The sequence below is a fragment of the Pelagerythrobacter rhizovicinus genome (genome assembly GCF_004135625.1).
In the GTDB taxonomy this organism is placed as follows: Bacteria; Pseudomonadota; Alphaproteobacteria; order Sphingomonadales; family Sphingomonadaceae; genus Pelagerythrobacter; species Pelagerythrobacter rhizovicinus.
Window position 1 is genome coordinate 1,370,021 of the sequence record NZ_SDPV01000001.1, and the last position, 21,622, is coordinate 1,391,642.

20 protein-coding genes and 1 tRNA gene are annotated in these 21,622 nt (G+C 66.1%); 9 read left to right on the plus strand and 12 right to left on the minus strand.

Features of this window, described 5'->3' with window-relative positions; translation table 11 throughout:
- Nucleotides 1-11: 11 nt before the first annotated feature.
- The 9 genes from ETX26_RS06605 to ETX26_RS06645 all read right to left on the minus strand — a co-directional run bounded on the left by ETX26_RS06605 (nt 12) and on the right by ETX26_RS06645 (nt 8,107).
- Nucleotides 12-707 carry an NAD(P)H-binding protein gene (locus ETX26_RS06605; protein ID WP_129523832.1) on the minus strand — a complete coding sequence of 232 codons (696 nt, stop codon included), beginning with the start codon at nt 705-707 and terminating at the stop codon, nt 12-14.
- Nucleotides 700-1,860 carry a deoxyguanosinetriphosphate triphosphohydrolase gene (locus ETX26_RS06610; RefSeq protein WP_129523833.1) on the minus strand — a complete coding sequence of 387 codons (1,161 nt, stop codon included), beginning with the start codon at nt 1,858-1,860 and terminating at the stop codon, nt 700-702. The genes ETX26_RS06605 and ETX26_RS06610 overlap by 8 nt, the downstream gene beginning before the upstream one ends.
- 69 nt (nt 1,861-1,929) lie before the next feature.
- On the minus strand, nt 1,930-2,625 hold the full coding sequence (locus ETX26_RS06615; RefSeq protein WP_129523834.1) for an aspartate/glutamate racemase family protein: 696 nt from the start codon (nt 2,623-2,625) through the stop codon (nt 1,930-1,932).
- 153 nt (nt 2,626-2,778) lie between these two features.
- Nucleotides 2,779-3,807: an SO2930 family diheme c-type cytochrome gene (locus ETX26_RS06620; protein WP_225425522.1), complete on the minus strand. Its 1,029-nt coding sequence runs from the start codon at nt 3,805-3,807 to the stop codon at nt 2,779-2,781.
- The gene (locus ETX26_RS06625; RefSeq protein WP_129523835.1) at nt 3,804-5,012 is read right to left on the minus strand and encodes a parallel beta-helix domain-containing protein; all 1,209 of its coding nucleotides are present in this window, start codon (nt 5,010-5,012) and stop codon (nt 3,804-3,806) included. Before ETX26_RS06625 ends, ETX26_RS06620 begins: the two co-directional genes overlap by 4 nt.
- 70 nt (nt 5,013-5,082) lie before the next feature.
- Nucleotides 5,083-6,552 carry an NAD(P)(+) transhydrogenase (Re/Si-specific) subunit beta gene (locus ETX26_RS06630; protein WP_129523836.1) on the minus strand — a complete coding sequence of 490 codons (1,470 nt, stop codon included), beginning with the start codon at nt 6,550-6,552 and terminating at the stop codon, nt 5,083-5,085.
- Between the two features lies 1 nt (nt 6,553).
- Nucleotides 6,554-6,838, minus strand: coding sequence for an NAD(P) transhydrogenase subunit alpha (locus tag ETX26_RS06635; RefSeq protein WP_119512690.1), 285 nt, complete (start codon nt 6,836-6,838; stop codon nt 6,554-6,556).
- Nucleotides 6,839-6,851: 13 nt separating this feature from the next.
- Nucleotides 6,852-7,973: an NAD(P) transhydrogenase subunit alpha gene (locus ETX26_RS06640; protein ID WP_129523837.1), complete on the minus strand. Its 1,122-nt coding sequence runs from the start codon at nt 7,971-7,973 to the stop codon at nt 6,852-6,854.
- Nucleotides 7,974-7,981: 8 nt separating this feature from the next.
- The gene (locus ETX26_RS06645; protein ID WP_129523838.1) at nt 7,982-8,107 is read right to left on the minus strand and encodes an aa3-type cytochrome c oxidase subunit IV; all 126 of its coding nucleotides are present in this window, start codon (nt 8,105-8,107) and stop codon (nt 7,982-7,984) included.
- A 156-nt stretch (nt 8,108-8,263) separates the two neighbouring features.
- On the opposite strand from ETX26_RS06645, the gene ETX26_RS06650 reads away from it, so the two are divergent.
- Nucleotides 8,264-9,682, plus strand: coding sequence for a sigma-54-dependent transcriptional regulator (locus tag ETX26_RS06650; protein ID WP_129523839.1), 1,419 nt, complete (start codon nt 8,264-8,266; stop codon nt 9,680-9,682).
- A gap of 408 nt (nt 9,683-10,090) precedes the next feature.
- On the opposite strand, the gene ETX26_RS06655 is transcribed toward ETX26_RS06650, so the two are convergent.
- Together ETX26_RS06655 and uvrC are read right to left on the minus strand one after the other, a co-directional pair.
- Entirely contained in the window at nt 10,091-12,382 is a 2,292-nt protein-coding gene (locus ETX26_RS06655) for an EAL domain-containing protein (RefSeq protein WP_129523840.1), read from the minus strand.
- A gap of 127 nt (nt 12,383-12,509) precedes the next feature.
- A complete protein-coding gene (gene uvrC / locus ETX26_RS06660; RefSeq protein WP_129524187.1) occupies nt 12,510-14,474 on the minus strand; it encodes an excinuclease ABC subunit UvrC in 1,965 nt (654 codons plus the stop codon).
- A 143-nt stretch (nt 14,475-14,617) separates the two neighbouring features.
- Between uvrC and ETX26_RS06665 the strand changes: the two genes are divergently transcribed.
- Both ETX26_RS06665 and ETX26_RS06670 read left to right on the plus strand, forming a co-directional pair.
- A complete protein-coding gene (locus ETX26_RS06665; protein ID WP_129524188.1) occupies nt 14,618-14,746 on the plus strand; it encodes an entericidin A/B family lipoprotein in 129 nt (42 codons plus the stop codon).
- 40 nt (nt 14,747-14,786) lie between these two features.
- On the plus strand, nt 14,787-15,983 hold the full coding sequence (locus tag ETX26_RS06670) for a BaiN/RdsA family NAD(P)/FAD-dependent oxidoreductase (protein WP_129523841.1): 1,197 nt from the start codon (nt 14,787-14,789) through the stop codon (nt 15,981-15,983).
- On the opposite strand, the gene ETX26_RS06675 is transcribed toward ETX26_RS06670, so the two are convergent.
- Nucleotides 15,980-18,682 (minus strand): TonB-dependent receptor domain-containing protein, encoded by a 2,703-nt coding sequence (locus ETX26_RS06675; protein ID WP_129523842.1) that lies wholly within the window; start codon nt 18,680-18,682, stop codon nt 15,980-15,982. The genes ETX26_RS06670 and ETX26_RS06675 overlap by 4 nt on opposite strands.
- Before the next feature lie 217 nt (nt 18,683-18,899).
- On the opposite strand from ETX26_RS06675, the gene infA reads away from it, so the two are divergent.
- The 6 genes from infA to ETX26_RS06705 all read left to right on the plus strand — a co-directional run bounded on the left by infA (nt 18,900) and on the right by ETX26_RS06705 (nt 21,457).
- Nucleotides 18,900-19,145 carry a translation initiation factor IF-1 gene (gene infA, locus ETX26_RS06680; RefSeq protein ID WP_047806247.1) on the plus strand — a complete coding sequence of 82 codons (246 nt, stop codon included), beginning with the start codon at nt 18,900-18,902 and terminating at the stop codon, nt 19,143-19,145.
- Nucleotides 19,146-19,155: 10 nt separating this feature from the next.
- Nucleotides 19,156-19,731: a Maf family protein gene (locus ETX26_RS06685; protein WP_129523843.1), complete on the plus strand. Its 576-nt coding sequence runs from the start codon at nt 19,156-19,158 to the stop codon at nt 19,729-19,731.
- A complete protein-coding gene (locus tag ETX26_RS06690; RefSeq protein WP_129523844.1) occupies nt 19,724-20,695 on the plus strand; it encodes a ribonuclease E/G family protein in 972 nt (323 codons plus the stop codon). Before ETX26_RS06685 ends, ETX26_RS06690 begins: the two co-directional genes overlap by 8 nt.
- Nucleotides 20,692-20,859: a DNA gyrase inhibitor YacG gene (locus tag ETX26_RS06695; protein WP_129523845.1), complete on the plus strand. Its 168-nt coding sequence runs from the start codon at nt 20,692-20,694 to the stop codon at nt 20,857-20,859. Before ETX26_RS06690 ends, ETX26_RS06695 begins: the two co-directional genes overlap by 4 nt.
- A gap of 86 nt (nt 20,860-20,945) precedes the next feature.
- Nucleotides 20,946-21,021 (plus strand) — tRNA-Phe (locus ETX26_RS06700).
- Nucleotides 21,022-21,232: 211 nt separating this feature from the next.
- Entirely contained in the window at nt 21,233-21,457 is a 225-nt protein-coding gene (locus ETX26_RS06705) for a hypothetical protein (RefSeq protein ID WP_129523846.1), read from the plus strand.
- Nucleotides 21,458-21,622: the final 165 nt, after the last annotated feature.

The window sequence follows — 21,622 nt, forward strand, 5'->3', positions numbered from 1 at the left end:
CCTCTCCCGCGTCAGACCCCGACGGGCTGCGGAAACTCGCGCGCTGCCCGACGGATGCCATCGTTATCGTGAATGAAGCGTCCGGCGGCCTTGCGCATGGTCAACCCCAACGCCGCCTCCGCGACAGTCCGTGCGGGAATCGAACGGAACCGCCGCATTCCGCCGCGGAGAAAGAGATCGGTCAGCGGACTCACCGCAATTCCGATCCGTTCGCCTGGGCGGCGGTCGTTCGAACGTGGGCCGCGCAGGAGACCGGGACGCAGGATGTCGAGGCGCTTGAAACCGACCTTGGCGAGATCGCGCTCCATCTCGGCCTTCACTCGCAGATAGAATGTCCTGGATGCAAGCGATGCTCCCGCCGAACTGATCGCGACCATTCGCTCGATTCCGTTGTCCCGCGCCGCGCGCGCGGTCTCGAGGACGAGCTCATGATCGACAGCCCGGAAAGCGGCTTCGTCCTCACCTGACTTGCGCCAGGTTGTGCCGAGGGCACAGATCAACGCTTGCGGCCGTACCGCTTCGAACACTTCGTTCCAGCGTGCGGGATCGGCAACGAACATCTCCATCCGCACGCCGCGCGGCAGCGATACCTCGCGTCTCGCGAGACCCACCAGGCGGAAGTCGTCGCGGCCGATCGAGAGATCGATGATGGTCTTCCCGATCAGCCCTGTGGCACCGGCCAATGCGATGCGCAGGAACTCAGACATTGCTAAGCCCCTCGGGCCTCCTGCCGAAAATCCGGGCGTACTGATCGATGGCGAACCGGTCTGTCATGCCAGCGATGAAATCGCTGATATGCCGCGCGCGCGCGGGTTCCTCTGCCGGGAGAGCGGCGCGCCATGCGGCCGGAAGAGCTGCAGGATCGCCAGCGTAGGCTCCGTAGAGGCGTGCGACGACATCCCGCGCCCGTTCGGCAGTCGCGACTTGCTCCGGATGAAAGTAGAGGCGATCATACATGAAGCGCTTGAGCCGCCGCTCCTGAGCCTCCATCGCGGGTGAGAACGTGGCGAGCGCACTCTGGGCGGCACGCACCTCCTCGATCGTCGTCATGCCGCTTGTGGCGCGCCGTGTCTGCGCGATTACGTCGTTCACCATCAAGCCGATCTGCACCCTCACCAGTTCGCGCAACTGGCGCTCACGCGGAGCATCGGGAAAGCGCTTTTCGACCTCGCGCCACTGATCTGCGACGAAATCAAGCGAAAGCAGGTCGTCGAGGGCGAGAAAACCCGCTCGAAGGCCGTCGTCGATGTCATGATTGTCGTAGGCGATGTCGTCCGCCACCGCCGCCACTTGCGCTTCGAGCGAGGGATGACGGCCGAGATCGAGCGGGAAGGCGGCATTCAGTTCCGCAAGCGCCCAGCTTGGCTCCGCAACCGGACCGTTGTGCTTCGCAAGGCCTTCGAGCAGCTCCCAGGTGAGGTTCAGTCCGTCGTGTTCGCAGTAGGGGCTTTCGAGCCGCATCAGGACACGCAAAGCCTGCGCGTTGTGATCGAACCCGCCCTGCTCCGCGGTCGCGTTCCAGAGAGCTTCCTCCCCCGCATGTCCGAACGGTGGATGGCCTATGTCGTGCGCCAAACACAGCGCCTCGGTCAAATCTTCGTCAAGACCAAGAGCGCGTGCGATCACCCGACCGATCTGCGCGACCTCGAGGCTATGCGTCAGTCGCGTTCGATAATGGTCGCCGTCGGGTGCGATGAAGACCTGCGTCTTCGAACGCAGACGGCGGAAGGCGATCGAATGGATGATCCGGTCGCGATCCCGCTGGAACTCGCTGCGCGGCCCGCGCGCACCCGCGCGATCTTCGGGAAACTCGCGGCCGCGCGAAGCGGCGGGATCGGCGGCGAACAGCGCACGGGTCATGCCGCGCCGCCTAGGCCGGCCCGCCACGGGCGGCAATGGGAACAATCGAGCATCTGGATGCGCGTCCGATCAGCTTTCCCCCATGATCCAATCGACTGCAGCTTCGCAGTGAATACGCGCGGAATCGAATATCGGCAGCACGTTGGCATCCACATCGACGATCATCTCGAGCTCCGTACAGGCAAGCACGATCGCCTCCGCCCCGTCCTGCTCCTTGCGGGTGATCATGGTCTTGAGCGCGCGCTGCGCATTGCGGGTCGCCTTGCCCAGCATCAACTCCTCGTAGATGATCCGATTGAGCTGCTCGACGTTGTCCATATCGGGCGGTAGCAGATCGATGCCATGAGCGACGAGGCGCTGGCGATAGAAGTTCTCGGTCATCACATTGCGCGTGCCGATCAGCGCGGCATTGGTGACACCGTCCTCCTTCATCCGCTTGCCCACGCATTCGGCGATGTGGATGATCGGAATTGCGACCTGCGCTGCCACTTCGTCATAGACCTTGTGCATCGAATTGGCCGCGATCACGATGGCTGTCGCCCCGGCCCCTTCTAGCTGGCGTGCCGAATCTCCAAGAACCTGCGCGGCTCGCTGCCAGTCCTCCTGCTCGTGCAGGCCGTAGAGCCGCCTGAAATCGAGGCTGTCGATTAGCACCGGTGCGCTTGCCATCGGCTCTGCGCGGCGCTGCACCAGGCGGTTGATCCAGTCGTAGTAGGTGCGGGTCGACACCCAGCTCATGCCGCCGATCAGCCCCAATTTTCGCAAACGTCGATCCTTCCTGAAACGCAATTCGGTCGCGGGGCCTTAGCGAAGTCCGGTGTCAGCCGTCCACAGGCCGTGTGTGCGATTGGGCGCTTGTTTCAGTCACCTCAAGGAGGTTCGTCGGGCGGCAGATGTGCGGATGATGACGCCCGCCCGCTACGGCTCCAGGCTGGCGATCCAGCGTTCGACCGCTTCGACGCCTTCGGGATCGACGGTCGCCTTGCCAAGTTCGGGCATCGCGACGCCTGGCTCGGAACTCGCCATGCGGTGAGCGAGGATCGATTCCTCCGGCTTGCCGGGGACGATGTCGAACAGCAGCCCTCCCGAGCCGCGCCCCGCGGCGACCGGCCGCTTCATGATGCCGATCGCCGCCGGATCGCTCTGCTCCCACCGCAGATCCAGACCGGAGTTGGAGGCGGTGGCGGACGGCCGGTGGCAGTGCGCGCAGTTGACATCCAGGTACGCGCGCGCCGCGTCGGCCGCGCTCGCCTCGCTCCGCGTTTCCCAGACCGGCAGCACGTCGGCGCCGCCGGGGACGCGGTCGAGCATGCCGCGCGCGACCATGTCGCGCAGCCATTCGTGCGACAGGTTGCGCGCCTTGGGGCCGATCGGGATCACGTCGCCGGCCAGCCCGTGGCATTCCTTGCACTGGTTCTTATTCGGCACGCGGTAGCTGATCGCTTCCCCACGCGGCGTGGTCACGTCGAGCCGCGCACCGGCAACCGCCAGCCGCGCCTCGGTCTGTTCCGCGTTCCAGAGATAGGGCAAGGCCACCCACCCGTCCGCACGATGCAGCAGCACGCGCGTTTCGATCAGGCGGCGCGCCTCGCCCTCGCCGAAAGCGAAGGTCTTGATCAACGCCGCCCCGACCGGAATCTCGAGCAGGTCTTCGCCCGCCGCCGTGGCGCTGGCGCCTTCGGGCAGATAGATGAAGCGAAGTTTGTCCGCCCCGTCCGAATAGAGCGGCGTGTTGAGGCGATAGGGGATCACGCGCGCGGCAGGCGCCTGGGCGGCCGCATCGGCGAAGAACCCGAACTCGGCCAGCGTCCGCGGCATGCCCTCCATCACCGCTGCGTCGTTCACGGCGCCCGGCCCTGCCGCCGCCGCACGCTGCCCCGGATGGGCGGCGATGCTGCCGGTCAGGGCCAGAACCCCCGCGCCAAGCAGGATCGCCGCGCGCTTCACCTGAGCCGCGCCTCGAGCTCGGCGCTGGCCCCCCAGCCTTCGGTCGAGATCGGCTGACCCGGCGCGGCGGCCTCGAGCGGGCCAGGCTGCGCGCCCGCCATGCCCTTGCCCTGCTCGGTCAGGTTGAGCGACCAGCCGCGAAGGTCCGCATCGACCCTGAGCGGCGTGTACTCTGCATCACCGTCGATCAATCCGTCCCACATGACCGGCGGCAGCGCGCCGCCGAACGCGGCGGTCAGCTGCTCGGCGCCCTCGAGCTGCGGCTCGGTACCGCCCGCATCGACAGCGTTCCAGGCTATCGTGACCTCGCGCGGATAGGGATTGTAATTCGGGTCCTCGAACGGGAGCGGATAGGCAATGACCATGACCGGCGCCGTGGGATTGTCGTACAGCAGGTTCTGACCGACCCACACGTTCTCGTTCGCCATGACCATCACGCCCGTGCCGCGCGGCACGGTGGCGACGATATTGCCCTCGGGCGCGAAGTTGGGCGTTGTGTTCGCGGCGACGAGGTTGTCGCGCACGATCACGTTACCCCCGCCCATCACCGGCAGGTTCGGCAGGTCGAAGACCAGGATGCCGCCGGTGTTGCGGCTGACGAAGTTGCGCTCCACGATGGCGTCGCGGCTGTTCTCGATCTCGATCCCGGCGACGTTGTCGGTCGCGACCGAATTGCGCACGGTGATCTTGCTCGACTGGCCGACGTAGATTCCCGCGTCGGAAGCGCCCGATACCTCGGTTCCGTCGATCAGGATGTTCGTGCTCTCGACCGGGTAGATGCCGTAGGCGCCGTTGGTCGGCTTCGGTCCGCCGGTCCAGGTGACGCGGATCGCGTGATAGACGATGTTGTCGGCGCCCTTGGACTTGATCCCGTCGCCCTTGGGATTCTCGACTGCGAAATCACGCAGCGTCACGCCATCCGAGGTGACGAGCAGCCCCTCTCCCGACCCCTGCTGATCCGTGAAGTCGAGCACGGTCGCCTCCATCCCCGCGCCGCGCACGGTCACGTTGTCGGCGTCGAGCGATAGCCCGTCGGTCAGCTGGAAGCGGCCGGCGCCGAGGACGATTTCATCGCCCGGCTGGGCGAGAATCAGCGCTTCCTGCAAGCGCTCCTGCGCGCCCTCCCCCGGGTCAACCGCGATGGTTTCGGCAAGAACGGGCGCGGCCGTGGCGAGCGCCAGCGCGGCAATCGACAGTCTGATCATGTGAGTCTCTCCCCTGCAACCTATTCTGCCGCGCAGCGGGAGGATTGCAAGCAGTCCGTGGAGGAGAGGGTCAGTCGAGCGCCTTGACGATCTCTTCGACCATCTTCTTCGCGTCGGCGAGCAGCATCATGGTCTGGTCCATGTAGAACACGTCGTTGTCGACGCCGGCATAGCCCACGCCGCCCATAGAGCGCTTGATGAAGAAGACCTGCTTGGCCTTGTCCACGTCGAACACCGGCATGCCGTAGATCGGGCTCGACTTGTCGGTCTTGGCCGCGGGATTGACCACGTCGTTCGCGCCGATGACGAAGGCGACGTCGGCGGTCGCGAACTCCGAGTTGATGTCCTCCAGCTCGAACACCTCGTCGTAAGGCACGTTGGCTTCCGCCAGCAGCACGTTCATGTGGCCGGGCATGCGGCCGGCGACGGGGTGAATGGCGTACTTCACCTCTACGCCCTTCTCCTTGAGCATGTCGGCCATCTCGCGCAGCGCGTGCTGCGCCTGGGCCACGGCCATGCCGTAGCCGGGGATGATGATGACCTTCTCCGCCTGCTCCAGCATGAAGGCGGCATCGGCGGCGCTGCCTTGCTTGTAGGGGCGCTGTTCCTTCGGCTCGCCGCCCGCCGCTGCCGCATCCGCGCCGAAGCCGCCCGCGATCACCGAGATGAAGCTGCGGTTCATCGCGCGGCACATGATGTAGCTGAGGATCGCGCCCGAGCTGCCGACTAGCGCGCCGGTGACGATCATCGCCGTGTTGTGCAGCGTGAAGCCCATCGCCGCCGCCGCCCAGCCCGAGTAGGAATTGAGCATCGAAACGACCACCGGCATGTCCGCCCCGCCGATCGGGATGATGAGCAGGAAGCCGATGACGAATGCCGCGGCGACGATGGCCCAGAACAACCAGCCCTCGCCCGGCCCGGCATTCGGCGCGAGCGCGTAAGCCGCCGTCATGCCAAGAATGGCGACGAGCGTGCCAAGGTTGATCGCATGCCGCGCGGGTAGCAGGATCGGAGCGCCGCTCATGTTGCCGTTGAGCTTGGCGAAGGCGATCACCGAGCCGGAGAACGTGATCGCGCCAATCGCGGCGCCGAGCGCCATCTCCACCCGGCTCACTACGAGGATATTTCCGTCGAGCCCGAGAATCCCGAACGCACCCGGATTGAGCAACGCAGCCGCCGCAACGAGCACGGCTGCGAGCCCCACCAACGAGTGAAACGCCGCGACGAGTTGCGGCATCGCGGTCATCGCGATGCGGCGGGCTATGACGAAGCCAATCGCGCCACCGATAGCGATGGCAGCGAGGATCTCCGGCAGCCCGGCGATGTCGTGCGTGATCAGGGTCGTCACGACCGCGATCAGCATGCCCGCCATGCCGAAGCGGTTACCCCGGCGGCTGGTCGCCGGGTTCGAAAGTCCGCGAAGCGCGAGAATGAACAGCACGCCGCTGGCCAGATAGGCGAGCGCAACCCACGGGTTCACCGCCTGCGCCGCGTCCGCAGCGATCGACAGGTCGGAAACCGCGTCCGGCGGGAGCGTCATGTCAGTTGCGCTCCTTCTTCTTGTACATCGCGAGCATGCGCTCGGTCACCGCGAAGCCGCCGAAGATGTTGACGCTGGCAAGCACGACCCCGGCGAGGCCGAGCCACTTCGCCCCGGGCACTTCGGCCGCCGCCGCCGCGATCAGGGCGCCGACAATAATCACGCTGGAAATCGCATTGGTCACCGCCATCAGCGGCGTGTGCAGCGCGGGGGTGACGGACCAGACGACGTAATACCCGACGAAGCAGGCGAGAACGAAGATCGACAAAATCGATATGAAGTCCATCAGATTGCCGCCCTCACCCCTTCAGTCTCTCGTTCACCACTTCGCCGCCACGCGTCAACCGCACCGCATCGCCGATTTCCTCGTCGAGCACGGGCCGTCCCGCCGCCTTGTCCCAGAAGGCGGAGAGGAAGTTGTAATGGTTGCGGGCGAAGAGCGCGCTGGCGTCGGCCGCCAGGTGCGCGGCGGTGTTCGAATAGCCGACGATCTTCACGCCGTGCTTCTCGATCACCTGATCGGCCGCCGAGCCCTCGACGTTGCCGCCCTGTGCCACGGCGAGGTCGAAGATCACGCTGCCCGGCTTCATCGTCGCGATCTGCGCGTCTGAGATCAGGCGCGGTGCAGCGCGGCCGGGGATCAGCGCGGTGGTAATGACGATGTCCTGCCTGGCGATGTGTCCGGAAACCAGCTCGGCCTGCGCCTTCTGGTATTCCTCCGACATCTCGGTAGCATACCCGCCGCTGCCCTCGCCCTCGATCCCGGCGACGCTTTCGACGAACACCGGCTTGGCGCCGAGCGACTGGATCTGCTCCTTCGTGGCAGAGCGCACGTCGGTTGCGGAAACCTGCGCGCCGAGGCGCCGGGCAGTCGCAATCGCCTGCAGACCAGCGACGCCGACGCCCATGACGAAAACCTTGGCCGCCTGGATCGTACCGGCGGCGGTCATCATCATGGGGAACGCGCGGCCATAGCCATCCGCCGCCGCGATCACCGCCTTGTAGCCGGCGAGATTGGACTGGCTGGAGAGCACGTCCATCGATTGCGCGCGCGTGATGCGCGGCATGAACTCCATCGCCAGGGCTTCGAACCCGGCGGCGGCATAGACGTCGACGCGCTCCCGATAGCCGAACGGGTCAAACAGCGCTGCGACCCACGCCCCCGGTTTCGCGCCTTGGAGCAGTGCTGCGTCCGGCGCCTGGATACCGAGGACGATATCCGCGCCCTTCACCACACCGGCAGCCGATCCGAGTTCGGCACCCGCCTCGCGATAGGCGGCGTCCGACACCGATGCAGCTTCGCCGGCGCCTTCCTCGACCGCCACCGCCGCGCCAAGCGCGACGAATTTCTTCACCGTCTCGGGCGTGGCTGCAACCCGGGTCTCGCCCGGCGCGCGTTCCTTGAGGACAGCGATCCGCAAGATAGCGGTCAGCTTGAGATCAGTACGACGATGATCAGCGTCGCAATCGCGATCGTCGGGACGGACCACTTCAAGAGGCCAATGAAGCCTGCGTAAGTCGCGTTCGCCGCCTTCATGTCGTTACCCGAAGCCATCTGTACTCATTTCCTCATGAACATATGTCTGCACGAGGCTCTATCGCGCGCGGTTCCCCGCATCAAGCCTCCGGCAAGTGCCAACAGCCTTAATCGGACTTTTACCCCCGCTCCCTAAATCGAACGCCTGTACCGCAGCGGGACGGTTTGGGGACAATGGCCGAAAACGAATCACGTCTTCTGATGCTGATCGACGACGAGCCGGCGCAGAGCCGGCTGATCGCCGCGCTCGCCGCACGAGAGGGCTGGCGGACGCTCGTGGTCCGGGATTCGGAAACGGCCATCGCGACACTCGGCACGCGGGAGGGTATGCAGCTCTCCGCCATCATCCTCGACCAGTGGGTGCCGGGCGACGACGCTTGCAGCCTGATCGAGGAACTGAAAAGCCGCCGACCAGCCCTGCCGATCCTCATGCTCACCGCCAGCGCCTCACCATTGCTCGCCGTCGAAGCGATGCGCGCGGGAGCCACCGATTACCTGATCAAACCCGTCGCACCCGACCGGCTGATGCAGGCCCTGCGCAGCGCGACCAAGCGCGAGGCGGCAAAGGACGAGTTGCAGCCATTGACCGAGAAGATGCCGGCGGCGCTCGACTTCGACGCGATGATCGGCACAGCCCCCTCGTTCCGCACCGCCCTCGCCCGTGCGGCCAAGGCGGCGCGCGGACATGGTTCGGTCCTTATCGAAGGCGAAACGGGAACCGGCAAGGAAATGCTGGTGCGGGCGATGCACGCCGCATCGCCACGGGCCAAAGCGCCATTCCGTATCATAAATGTCGGCGGCGTGCCCTCCAGCTCGATCGAATCGATGCTGTTCGGGCACGAACAAGGTGCGTTCCCCGGCGCGTTCGATCGGCAGATCGGCGCACTGCAGCAGTGCGACGGAGGCACGCTGTTCCTCGATGAGATCGACCGGCTCGACCGCCCAGTACAGGCACGGCTTGCCGACTGCGTCGAAGAAGGAATCGTCCGCCCCACCGGGGCCCGGCACGGCTTTCGCGTCGACGTGCGCCTGTTGACCGCGAGCAACCTTCCGCTTGCGGAATTTGCCGAAGCGGGACACTTCGACGAGCGACTGCTGGCTGCCATAGCCCCAACAACCATCGTGCTGCCGCCTCTGCGCGAGCGTCAGAGCGACATCCCCGCGCTCACGCGCCATTTCCTGGCCCGCATCGGGGAGCAACCGGGTCTGAAGCACCATTCCATCACCGACAGCGCGCTGCACCTGCTTGCGGCGTTCGATTGGCCGGGCAACGTGCGCCAGCTCCAGTCGGTGCTGTTTCGCGCCGCAGTCTATTGCGACGGGGAGACGCTCACTATCGAGAGCTTTCCGCAGCTGCTGGAGCTGGTCGGCGATTTCGGCCACGTCGCAAGCGCCCAGCAGGACGGCGCGGGTGTGCAGCTCTACACGGCAGACGGCAATCTGCGGCCGCTGGAAGAGATCGAGGCGGACGTGATTCGCCTCGCCATCGGCCACTATCGCGGCCGGATGACGGAAGTGGCACGTCGCCTGGGGATCGGCCGCTCGACCCTCTACCGCAAGCTCGGGGAACTGGGGATCGATAACGCCGCGTAGGCGCCCAATTGGCGCGTCAACCGCCGACTGGTACGCTTCCCGGCGCTTGCCGCGAACGCGTGGCACGCGTGCCAGGGGGCCCGTCCTGTCGGCCCTCAGGGGCGACCAACCCAATAGCTCACGCCATGCGCTGATCTAGGGTCATCTGATCTCGCCGCGCTCCGTACGATGGGCGCTCGGAAACGAGACGCCGCTGAAGAACCGCTAGATATCGGCAACCTCGCTTCAGAGGGCCGGAAACCTCCATGGAGGCACAAAAAAGGCCCCAAAAAGGGGCCTTTTCGTAATCCTTGATCAAACGGGTCTCAGCTGAAAACCCATTCCCAAAACCATGAGCGCGTCATCGGTGTTCCCCTTCTGCTTAGGTTGCAGAGGGAGACTACGTTAACCATCAATATTTGTAAACTGTTAACCATACTTGTCGCGCAGAAGTGGGGTATCCTTTTGTAATGTCATCATTTCCTGAAGGTTGCTCAGCGTCATAGGACGGGAAATGTAGTAACCCTGCCCCAGGTCGCAGCCTGTCTCGCGCAAGAAATCGTACGTCTCCCGATCTTCGATTCCCTCGGCGACCGACGTTAACCCGGCGTCACGTGCGAGACGGACGACGTTTGCGACGATGGCACGCGCGGTTTCCGAATGATGTACACCGCGGACGAAAATCTGGTCGATCTTGATCTCGTCAAACGGAAGCTCGAACATGGCTTCGAGATTGGCGCTCGCCACCCCGAAATCATCCATCGAGAAGTTCACTCCGAGTTGCTTGATTTGCTCGAATACGCCGCGCGCTACCGAGAAGTTCTCGATACGCGCCGTTTCGGTCACCTCGATCGTCAGCTTTGCGGGATCGGCGGAATGTATCGCCAGGTTCTTCTCGACCAGTTCGGCGATCCTGCTGTCGACGAATTGGATAGCTGACACGTTAACCGATATTCGAGGATGATGGTCGCACGTCTGTAGCGCTGCTGCCGCGTCGAGGCTCTTGGACAGGATGCGCTTGGTCAGCTCATCCAACCGTCCAACCCGCTCGCACTGAAGAATGAAACGCGAGGGCGGTACGTCGCCCCGCTCTTCATCGACCCAGCGCGCGAGTGCCTCAGCCCCCACGATGCGCCCGTCGCGCAGGTCGGCCTGGGGTTGGAGTTTGATCGAGATCCGGTCCTCGGACAAGGCACTCTCAAGGCGCGCCTGAAGCGAATAGTCCCACTCCTCGCTGTCGGCAGCGAAATCGGAAATGATGAACACCGGCCGGTAGGCCTCGCGCGCTTGATCCGCGGCCGCAATCGCCGCGCTTAACCGGCTAGAAATGGACTTCTCCGACGATTCATCGACCCCGATGGTCATCGATACGTCGAGCACGCGTTGCGACACCGTGATGGACTGCGATGCCACGGCCCGCAGGCCTTCCAGATGCTCCTGAATATCCTGAAACTCGCCGCTGTTAACGAAGAATGCGAAATACTTGCCGCCATCGTAATAGATCGTCGAGCGAGTGTCGCCCAAGGCCAGGCGCGACGCCAGTTGGCGAAGATAGCGCGCTTGATCAGATGGATTCAGCGTGGCGAAAACGGCATCGAGGCGCGCGATCTTGGCGACCACGATCGAGGTTTGCTCCCTCGGATACTCTCCGAAGTCGCGTTGCAGGGCGACGAAGTTCGGCAGCTTGCTGCGGGACTCGACGAATAAGTGGCGCCGCTTGAAGTTCACAGTCGATCGCAGCAGTGCGTAGACCAGCGCCAGTACCAGCGTTTCGCCGAAAAGCCCGCGAACCCCAAAGTGAGCCGTCGCCACGGCGACCGCCGGAAGCAGCGCGAGCCAGAGAAGGTAAAAAATCCGCCGGGGCGTCGATCGCCTGAACACCATCAGCCCGGCCACCAGGCTCAGCCCGAAAGCACCGACCATCCAAAACCAGCTCAGCTTCTGGCCGGTACCACGCAATGCGGTCTCGGCAGCGAGGATGTGAACCAGGCTAGACGGGCCGAAGGCGTAGCCCGGGAACTTCACGATCCTTGCGTCAGTTCCGGCGGGCCCCACGACTGCGGTTTTGCCGGCGAGCACGCCGTCACCCCCGGGTGCGGCTTCCAACCGGTCAAGCTCGTAACGTGGGACCAAGCCCAGGTCGATCGAATAGTCGAGGGCCAAAGCTCCACGGGGACCCGAGGTTGCCCCCAGGACGGTCCACATGGCGGGCAGTTCGACCGTACCTTCCGAGTAGGAAGGCTCGATCTCCCAAACGAAGCCCAGGAAATCGGTTGGATAGTCGTTGCTGACGATGCTTGTACCCTGTTCGAAGAACGGATCGTTCCCGCGCGGCGGCCCGCTTGCCACCAGGTCCTCTCCAGCGGCCCGCGTAAGCACGATCTCGCCAGCCGAGCGCACCAGTTCCTCGCGCAACTCGCGATCGAGGGCAGGAGAATTGCTGCGCCGGACCGGCAGGTCGAGGAAAATCCGTTCGACCCCGGCATCGCGGAGGTGTCGGATTGATCGCAGAAGCTCTCGGTTTTCCGCAGATCGGCCACTTGAGCCCGGCACAGCGCCGAACTCGACGAACACGATATCGAGACTAGGCGGGCGATCGAACAGCTTCGCCTGCAGCGACCAGACGGTGATGTCGACCGGACGCAGAAGTGTTAGCACGCCGACCATCGCCGCTAGGCCAATGGCGATGGCCGCATGACGCAACCTCTCGGAAGCAAACAATTTTCGTCCTAACACGAGCAATGGTGCGCACCTCACTGGGAACTGCACTACGCCAACAAGGTAAAGATGGTATTTCCGGTATGGACGGAACTGGCGTGGAAAAGCTTTCGCGGTGCGAACGCCCGCGTCACCCGCCGGGGTGATAGAAGTCGTAGATTTTCTGCGCGACGCCGGCGCTGATGCCGGGGGTGCGCTTCAGGTCGTCGAGCGCGGCGGCGCGCACTTTCCCCGCGGTGCCGAAATGGAGCAGCAGCGCACGCTTGCGCGAGGGGCCGATGCCGGGGATCTCGTCGAGCGGCGAGGCCGAGATCGCGCGGCTGCGCTTGGCGCGGTGGGCGCCGATGGCGAAGCGGTGGACCTCGTCGCGCAAGGTCTGGAGGTAGAACAGCAGCGGCGAATTGGTCGGCAGGGTCTTCTCGCGCCCGTCGGGGAAATGGAACACCTCGCGCCCCTCGCGCCCGTGATGCGGGCCCTTGGCAATCGCGATCAGGGCCACATCCTCGATCCCGAGTTCCTCCAGCGCGTCGCGTGCGGCCGACATCTGGCCCTTGCCGCCGTCGAGCAGGACGAGATCCGGCCAGATCCCGCTCCCCCGCTCCTGAGTGCGATCGGGGTCCTCGCGCAGGGCGCGAGCGAAGCGGCGGGTCATCACCTCGCGCATCATTGCGAAGTCGTCGTCGGTCTGCGCGGTCTTGATGTTGAACTTGCGGTACTGGTTCTTGAGGAAGCCTTCGGGGCCGGCGACGACCATCGCGCCGACCGCCTTGGTGCCCTGGATATGACTGTTGTCGTAGATCTCGATCCGCTGCGGCGGTTCGGATAGTTCAAGGAATTCCGCAAGTTCCCGGTTGATCTTCGCCTTGGTTCCGCTTTCGGCCAGGCGCCGGTCGAGCGCTTCCATGGCGTTGCGGCTCGCCTGCGCCATCAGCCGCCGGCGATCTCCACGCTGGGGGACGGAGATATCGACTCGATGCCCGGCCACTTCGCACAGCGCCTCGGCGAGCAGCGCCTGCTCGGGCAGCGCGCGGTCGACCAGCACAGTGCGCGGGGGCGGCACTTCCTCGTAGAACTGGGCAAGCACATCGGCGAGCACGTCCGCATCGTCGACGCCCTGCGTATGCGTGGGGAAGAAGGCGCGGTGGCCCCAGTTCTGCCCGCCGCGGACGAAGAAGGCCTGGATGCCGACCTGCCCGCCCTTGCTGGCGAGCGCGAAGACGTCGGCATCGCCGACACCCGCGGCGTTCACCGCCTGGCTGCTCTGGATCGCAGTCGCGGCGCGCAGGCGGTCGCGCAGCATGGCCGCGCGCTCGAAGTCGAGCGCCTCGGCCGCCTGTTCCATCTGCCGCTCGATTTCGCGCTGCACGCCGGACGACTTGCCGCCGAGGAAGTCCTTCGCCTGGCGCACGAGCTCGCCGTAGTCCTCGGGGCTGATGCGCCCGACGCATGGGGCGGAACAGCGCTTGATCTGGTAGAGCAGGCAAGGCCGGTCGCGTCGCTCCAGAAAGCTGTCGGTACAGGACCTTAGGAGGAACAGCTTCTGGAGCGCGTTAATCGTGGTGTTGACCGATCCGGCGCTCGCGAAGGGGCCATAGTAGTCGCCCTTGGCCCGCCGCGCGCCGCGGTGCTTCATGATGCGCGGGTATTCATGTTCGGCGCGTAAGAGGATGAAAGGAAACGATTTATCGTCGCGCAGCAGGACGTTGTAGGGCGGCCGGAAGCGCTTGATGAGCTGCGCCTCGAGCAGCAGCGCCTCCGCCTCGCTATTGGTGGTGACGATCTCCATCCGCCGGGTCTGGCTGACCATGCGCTGGAGGCGGCTCGAGAGATTGCCGATCTGGGTGTAGTTCGCGACCCGGTTCTTCAGCGCGCGCGCCTTGCCGACGTAGAGCACGTCGCCGCGGGCATCGAGCATGCGGTAGACGCCGGGCTTGGGCTTTAGCGTCTTCACCGTATCGCGGATCGCCTGCACACCCGCCTCGATATCCGGCTGCGCGTCGCCCTTGACCGTATAGGTCGCGCGCTCCTCGTGGAAGCGCTCGGCGCCGCGCGGGTCGTAGGGGGAGCCGGCGGAAGAGGGAACGCGCGGGGGCATGGCGTTCACATAAGCGTTGCGCCGAAAATGGAAACCGGGGGCGAGCCGCTCGGCCAAGCCCGGTTAATGTTCCAGGGGGCATTTTCATGGTCCGTCCGGTCGCGTAAGGCGCGCGCGGGTCGGGATACCGGAGTTTGAACGAGATGTTGAAGAAGATGATCGCCGTTGCCGTGCTCGGCGCATCGGTCGTGGTGCTCACCGGCTGCAACACGGTGAAGGGCCTCGGCCGCGATATCGAATCAGTCGGGGAAGCGGGCGACCGCGCGATCTGACGCGCTTGCCATTCCGCGCAGCGGCTCTACCGCGGCCGGAATGCAGACCTATGACGCTATCGTTCTCGGCGGAGGCGCCGCCGGGCTGATGTGCGCGGCCGTCGCCGGCCAGCGCGGCCGCCGCGTGATCGTGCTCGAACGCGCGGCGGAGGTGGGGAAGAAGATCCTCATTTCCGGCGGCGGGCGGTGCAACTTCACCAACCTGAACACCGCGCCCGACCGTTATCTCTCGGCCAATCCGCATTTCGCCAAGTCGGCGCTGAGCCGCTACACCGCACGCGATTTCCTCGCGCTGGTGGAGGCGCACGGGATCGCCTGGCACGAGAAGACGCTTGGCCAGCTCTTCTGCGACGGATCGGCGCGGCAGATCGTCGCCATGCTGCTAGCCGAATGCGCGAAGGCCGCCGCGGCGGGCGGCACGGTCGAGGTACGCTCCGGCGAGGAGATCGGAAAGGTCTCGCACGATGGCAGCGAATATCGCGTCATGACGTCATCCGGGGCCTTCGCCGCACCCGCGCTGGTGATTGCGACCGGCGGCCCCTCGATCCCCAAGATGGGCGCGAGCGACTTCGCCTATCGCCTCGCGCGGCACTTCGGCCTCAAGGTCGTCGAGCCGCGCCCTGCCCTCGTGCCGCTGACGCTGGGCGGCGAGGACGTGCTGTTCCGCGACCTCTCGGGCGTCTCCGCCGAAGTCGTCGCGCGCTGCGGCAAGGCGGCGTTCCGCGAGGCGGCGCTGTTCACCCACCGCGGCCTGTCGGGCCCGGCAATCCTGCAAGTCTCCTCCTACTGGCATCCGGGCGAGGCGATCGGGATCGACTTCCTGCCGAATGCCGCCGGAGGCTGGCTGCTGGAAGCGAAGCGCGCCAATTCGCGCGGCACCGTCCGCAGCGTCCTCGCCGATGCCCTGCCCGACCGCCTCGCCGCGACCCTGGCCGAGCGGATCGCGCTGGCCGGCGACCTCGGCAACATGCCCGACAAGGCGCTCCACTCAGCCGAGGCGCGGCTCGCCGACTGGCGCTTCCATCCCAACGGCAGCGAGGGCTTCGCCAAGGCGGAAGTGACCGTGGGTGGAATTGTGACCGCCGAGCTGTCCTCCAAGACCATGGAAGCGCGCCGGGTGCCGGGCCTCTACGCGATCGGCGAAGCGGTCGACGTGACCGGCTGGCTGGGCGGCTACAACTTCCAGTGGGCCTGGGCGAGCGCGGTCGCGGCCGGGACCGCGCTCGCGGAAACCTAGAACAGCTTGCGGAACTCGATCTCGAACGTGCGGCCGAGCGGGTCGACCAGATCCGGCTGGTAGCTGAGCGGCACCGCCCCCGTGCCGTCGGTCACGCGCTGGTGAGCGTTGAACAGATTGTCGACACCGAACGAGAAGCGCGCGCCCTTCCAGAAGCTCGGCGTGCCGCCGGTCAGCCAGTCCTGCTGCTCGAGATTGACGAAGGCACGCAAGTTGAACTTGGCGATATCGTCGAAGAACAGGTCCTGCGAACCCGCCAAACCGCTGCCGTCGATGCGCGTGGCCGACTGGTAATCGCCGGAGAGGCGCAGGCCGAGGCCCTTGTAGAACAGCCCGCCCTGGAGCTCGATCTTGTGGCGCGGAACCCCGTTGCCAAAAGCCTGGCCGCTGAGCTGGTCGAGCACCGGCCCGCCTGGCGCGACGAGCACCTCGTTCTCGAACTCGATCGAGTGATAGAGTGCCATGTGCCAGCGGCCCTGCCCGTCTCCTCCGCCGCCGCGGCCGAAGCGCATCCCGCCCCCGCCGCCGCCGCCCTCGCGGCGTTCGGCACGCGCGGCACCGTCGGCGCTGCACATCCGCTCGCGCAAAGCGGCGACCTTGGCCGGGTCGATCTGCCCGTCCTCCCCCTTAAGCCGTGCCAACATCCGCTCGGGCAGACCGGAGAGATCGGGGGTCTCGCCTTCGGGCGTGGCGCAGAATTTCTGCCGCAACTCGGCCATCTGCGCGGGGTCGAGCCCGCCCGGGCCGCGCGCGCCTTGTCCCTGGCCCTGCGCAGCCGGCGCGGTGGAGGTCATCCGCTCGCGCCGCTCGCCGCCACCGCCTTCGGGCTCTTCCTTGCCGACGCGGCCGAACAGATTGATGCCGTAGCGCAGCCGCGAGCCTTTGGTGCCTTCGAAGGTGATCGGCCGCCGGTCGATCGAGACCAGGTTGCCTGCCTGATCGCGCACCACGCGGTCGGGGAAAGCCGCCTCGATCGCGGGCGTGAGCAGCGGGAAGTTCTGCGTCACGTCGTCCGAACGGTTGCGGAAATATTCGACGACGATGTTCGCGCGGTCGAACAGGTCGAGCTCGTAGTTCGCTGAGACCTTGATGTCGCGCTGCGTCTCCGCGCTGAGCTCCGGATTGCCGCCGCTGACGATCGTCGCCAGCACGCTCTCCCCGGCGGCGAAGTCGTAGACCGGCACGTTGTACTCGGTGACGATCGGATCGCCGAGCTGCGACAGGCTGGGCGCCGCCTCGCGCCAGATGTAGCTGGCCTGGAGCGAGAGCCGCTCGGTCGGCTTCCACGAAAGCCCGGTGGTGTAGTCGGCCAGAGTACCGAAGTCCGACAGGTGATCGACCCCCGCGGCAAGGTTGAGGCTGAGCTCGCCCAGCGCACCGAGAAAGCCCTCGCGCGCGCTGGCGATGGGCAGGCCGAGATTGACGCCGGCCGAGAGATTGCCGCGCGTCTGCGCCAGATCGTCGGCGTTCGTGCGCGTGTCGGTGCTTTCGATGCGGTTCCACGAATAGCCGGCGTCGAACGTGAGGTTCGCCTCGCCTGCCGGGAGCATGAAGGGCGTGCCGCGCAGAGTGGACTTCACGTCGGCGGCGTAGGACGTACTCTCGGCGCGGTCGACGCCCGCACGGGGGATAGCGGGAAGCACGCCGTCAATCTCCAGCTCGCCCGCGTCGACCAAATCCTGCAAGAGCCCGGTGTCGCGCCGCTGGTCGATCAGCGTGGTTCGCTCGGTGCGGCTGGCATCGAGCGTCGTGTCGAGCATCCAGCCGCCGAGCGGCTTGATGATCGATCCGCCGAGCGAGAAGGCGGTCGAGCTGTTGCGGCGAGTGAGCGGATCGTCGTCGATCGTACGAACCGCGCTCTCGCCGTTCGCCGTCAGTGTCGCCACGTCGAGCCCGGAGAGCGAGCGGCCGGTCGTATGCTCGACGCCGCCGTTCACAGAGAACGTGCCCGAGCCCGGCGCCTCGCCGAGGCTGGAATTGAGCGTCGCGTCCAGCTCCCAGGTGTCCGACGATCCGCGCAGGCTTCGGGACGCGGCCGGGTCGGGATCGCCCGTCACCGTCGGCGTGCTGCCCGGCGTCTGCACGATGTCTCGCTCGTCTTCGGTCAGGAGGCTGGTGGTGTTGTACTCCATGCCGATGTTGAGACGCCGATTGCCGTTGATCGTGAGCTGCGACGCTTCGATCTCGCCGCTCCCGGTGCCGCCGCGGCCGGGCATCCCGTATTCGACCTCGACTTCGCGGGAGGCGAAGTTCTCCTGCAGAATGATATTGATCACCCGCTGGTTCGCCGGATAGCCGAACTGAAGCGCGACTTCCTCCGGCAGAACCTCGATCTTGCGGATCGCCTCGGGCGGATAGCGGCGGAATTCGCGGAATCCGCCGGAGCGCTGGCCATTGATGAGAAACACCGGGCGCCCTTCCCCGCGTCCGCGGCCCGATCCGGTTTGCGGTGCGAGCTGCTCGATCAGTTCCTCGATCGAACCGGCACCGTACGCGCCGATCTCCTCCGCGTCGAGTTGGAACACCGGCGGTACGTCGGTATCGACCTGGCCGCGAATACGCTCGGCGGTGACGACGATTTCCTCTTCGCCTTCGGCGCCAGTGCCGCCCGCGCCCGGGTCTTGCGCCGAGGCGAGCGTGGGAGCGATAGCGAAAGCGGCGATGGCGAGCAGCGATGCGGTGGCGGAAAGTTTCGGCAAGGGTGTCTGCTTCCTCTGTTGCTACTATTGTCGCACCTCACCCCGCCGGCCGAACTGCCAAGCGCGGGCCGGCCAGGCAATCCCCGGCCGCGTAACGAATTGTCGCGCGAAGCTTTCCCCAGGATTGACGAAAGGGCGCAGGAGGCTTCCCTTTTCCACCTTCCGCCGCTACAGCGCGCGCCCTGATCGACTCGCAATCCACGGAACGAACAACTGCATGGCCAAAGAAGAACTCCTCGAAATGCGCGGCAAGGTAGTGGAACTGCTGCCCAACGCGATGTTCCGGGTTGAGCTCGAAAACGGTCATGAAGTCCTCGGCCACACCGCAGGCAAGATGCGCAAGAACCGCATCCGCGTGCTGGTGGGGGACGAGGTCCTGTGCGAGCTGACGCCTTACGACCTCACCAAGGCGCGCATCACCTACCGCTTCATGCCGGGACGCGGCGGGCCCGGTCCGCAGTAAGCGCGCGGGGGTGACTCCGCCCTCCCTCATCCTTGCCTCCGCCAGCCCGAGGCGCCGCGAGTTGCTGGCGCGGCTCGGCGTCGAACCTGCGCGCGTGGCGCCTGCCGACATCGACGAGACACCGCTGAAGGGCGAACTGCCGCGCGACTACGCCGTGCGCATGGCCCGCGAGAAAGCGGAGGCCGCTGCGAGCGACGACGGATACGTGCTCGCGGGCGACACCGTGGTGGCTGCCGGCCGCCGCATCCTGCCCAAGGCCGAAGACGAGGCGACCGCGCGCGCGTGCCTCGATCTGCTCTCCGGGCGGCGCCATTGCGTCCTCTCGGCCCTCGCAGTGCGGGCGCCAGACGGCACGCTGCGCGAGAAGCTGAGCGAGACGATCGTGCGCTTCAAGCGCCTGAGCCGCGAGGAGATCGACGCCTACATCGCCAGCGGCGAGTGGCACGGCAAGGCAGGCGGCTACGCCATCCAGGGCGGGGCCGAAGGGCTGATCGCCTGGATTCAGGGCAGCCATTCGGGCGTCGTCGGCCTGCCGCTGTTCGAGACCCGCGCGCTGCTCAAGGCGGCGGGCTTCCGCATTGGCTGACTGGCTGGTCGAGGAAGGCATCGGCGAGCACCGCGCGGTGCGCCTCTCCGGCGACCGCATCATCCATGCACGGGTCGAATGGCCGGGGCGGCTCGCGGCGGGACACGTTGCCGACGCGGTGCTGGTCTCGCGCGCCGCGGGCGCACCCCGCGGCACGGTGCGGTTCGCGAGCGGCGAGGAGGCGCTGGTCGACCGCCTGCCCCGCGACGCGAGCGAAGGCGCGGCGATCCGCGTAGAGATCGTCCGCGCGGCGATCGGCGAGCGCGGGCGGACCAAGCTCGCGCAGGCGCGGCCGAGCGACAAAGAGCTTGCAAGCCCTACTCTCGCCGAACTGCTGCAAGCGGAAGGCCACGCCGTTCGGGTCGTGCACCGCTTTCCCGAATGCGGCTGGGACGAGCTGGTGGATGAGGCGCTGGACGGAACCGTCACCTTCGCGGGCGGATCGTTGCTCTTCGCGCCGACCCCGGCGATGACCGTGGTTGATATCGACGGCGCTCTGCGACCTCGTGAGCTTGCCCTCGCCGCCGTGGTGCCGCTGGCCGACGCGATCCGCCGCTTCGACCTCGGCGGGTCTATCGGGATCGATTTCCCAACACTGCAGGCCAAGGCGGACCGGCGCCAGGTGGACGACGCGCTCGGCGCGTTGCTTGCCGGATGGCCACACGAGCGCACGGCGATGAACGGCTTCGGCTTCGTCCAGCTCGTTGCCCGGCTGGAGCGCCCTTCCCTGCTCCACCTCGCGCGTCTCTCGCGCACCGGCTTCGCTGCGCGCCGCCTGCTGCGCCAGGCAGAGCGGGTGGCGGAGCCGGGTGCGTTGCTGCTCACCTGCCATCCGGCGGTCCAGGCGGCGCTGCGGCGCGAATGGCGCGAGAAGCTCGCCCGCCGGGCGGGGCGCGAAGTGCGGATCGCGGCGGACTCTGCCCTTGCGCTCGAAGCCGGCTTCGCGCAGGCGGTGACCTCATGAGTAAGCCGAAACCCTGCCCGATCTGCAAGAAGCCGCGGAGCGAGGAGTTCGCGCCGTTCTGCTCGGCCCGCTGCCGCGACCGCGATCTCGCCCAATGGTTCAACGACGGCTATGCCGTGCCTGGCCGCCCGGCGGCACCGGAGGAGATCGCAAAGGAGGACTGATTCCCCCCTTGCCAAGCTCCGCGGCCTTCGCCATAGGGCCGCTTCCAACCGCTCGCCGGCTCTTTGCGGGGCCGTTCGCAGAGTGCGCCCAGGTAGCTCAGTTGGTAGAGCATGCGACTGAAAATCGCAGTGTCGGTGGTTCGATTCCGCCCCTGGGCACCATGCTTTTCGGAGCGACGTGACCCGAAGAAGCACTTTGAAAGAGCACGACCTCAGCCCGAGCCGTTTACGGCAAGACTGTGCGGGGGATCGGGTGGCGATGGCACATCGCCGGTTGAACATTTCTGTAAGTCTGGCTAGCCGTTGACGAAGTTCTTGCTTGAACATGGTGTTGATGCTTGAACTTCAGCCGAGAACAAAAGGGTAATTGTCGATGAAATTACGTAATCTCCTGCCTGCCGTCGCAGCTGTTTCGCTCGCTGCGGCGCCGGTTGCGGCGCAGGCGCAGGTCGCCGAGCGTGCATCTGCCCCTGTCAGCAACGAATCCGAACTCGCCGGCGGCTTCGGCCCCGGACTGATCATCGCCGCAATTGCAGCGGTCGGCATCCTCGTGCTGATCGTGAGCGATGATGACGATGAAGACCCTGTAAGCGTCTGATTTGAGTCTTCAGACAGCCGCGCACGCGGTGTTGTGATGGGTTTCCCATTTCCCGTCGTATCAGGCGCCCGCCTCTCTGTCGGAGGCGGGCGCCTTCTCGAATGCGCTCCCCGTCTCAGTCGAAGACATCCGAGCGGACCCATGTCGAGCGTCATGACGACGGAT

Coding starts and splice junctions, on each gene's coding strand:
- ETX26_RS06605 (WP_129523832.1), bottom strand. CDS start 707: ATGTCTGAGTTCCTGCGCATCGCATTGGCCGGTGCCACAGGGCTGATC.
- ETX26_RS06610 (WP_129523833.1), bottom strand. CDS start 1,860: ATGACCCGTGCGCTGTTCGCCGCCGATCCCGCCGCTTCGCGCGGCCGC.
- ETX26_RS06625 (WP_129523835.1), bottom strand. CDS start 5,012: ATGATCAGACTGTCGATTGCCGCGCTGGCGCTCGCCACGGCCGCGCCC.
- ETX26_RS06630 (WP_129523836.1), bottom strand. CDS start 6,552: ATGACGCTCCCGCCGGACGCGGTTTCCGACCTGTCGATCGCTGCGGAC.
- ETX26_RS06635 (WP_119512690.1), bottom strand. CDS start 6,838: ATGGACTTCATATCGATTTTGTCGATCTTCGTTCTCGCCTGCTTCGTC.
- ETX26_RS06645 (WP_129523838.1), bottom strand. CDS start 8,107: ATGGCTTCGGGTAACGACATGAAGGCGGCGAACGCGACTTACGCAGGC.
- ETX26_RS06650 (WP_129523839.1), top strand. CDS start 8,264: ATGGCCGAAAACGAATCACGTCTTCTGATGCTGATCGACGACGAGCCG.
- uvrC (WP_129524187.1), bottom strand. CDS start 14,474: ATGCCCCCGCGCGTTCCCTCTTCCGCCGGCTCCCCCTACGACCCGCGC.
- ETX26_RS06665 (WP_129524188.1), top strand. CDS start 14,618: ATGTTGAAGAAGATGATCGCCGTTGCCGTGCTCGGCGCATCGGTCGTG.
- ETX26_RS06670 (WP_129523841.1), top strand. CDS start 14,787: ATGCAGACCTATGACGCTATCGTTCTCGGCGGAGGCGCCGCCGGGCTG.
- infA (WP_047806247.1), top strand. CDS start 18,900: ATGGCCAAAGAAGAACTCCTCGAAATGCGCGGCAAGGTAGTGGAACTG.
- ETX26_RS06695 (WP_129523845.1), top strand. CDS start 20,692: ATGAGTAAGCCGAAACCCTGCCCGATCTGCAAGAAGCCGCGGAGCGAG.
- ETX26_RS06705 (WP_129523846.1), top strand. CDS start 21,233: ATGAAATTACGTAATCTCCTGCCTGCCGTCGCAGCTGTTTCGCTCGCT.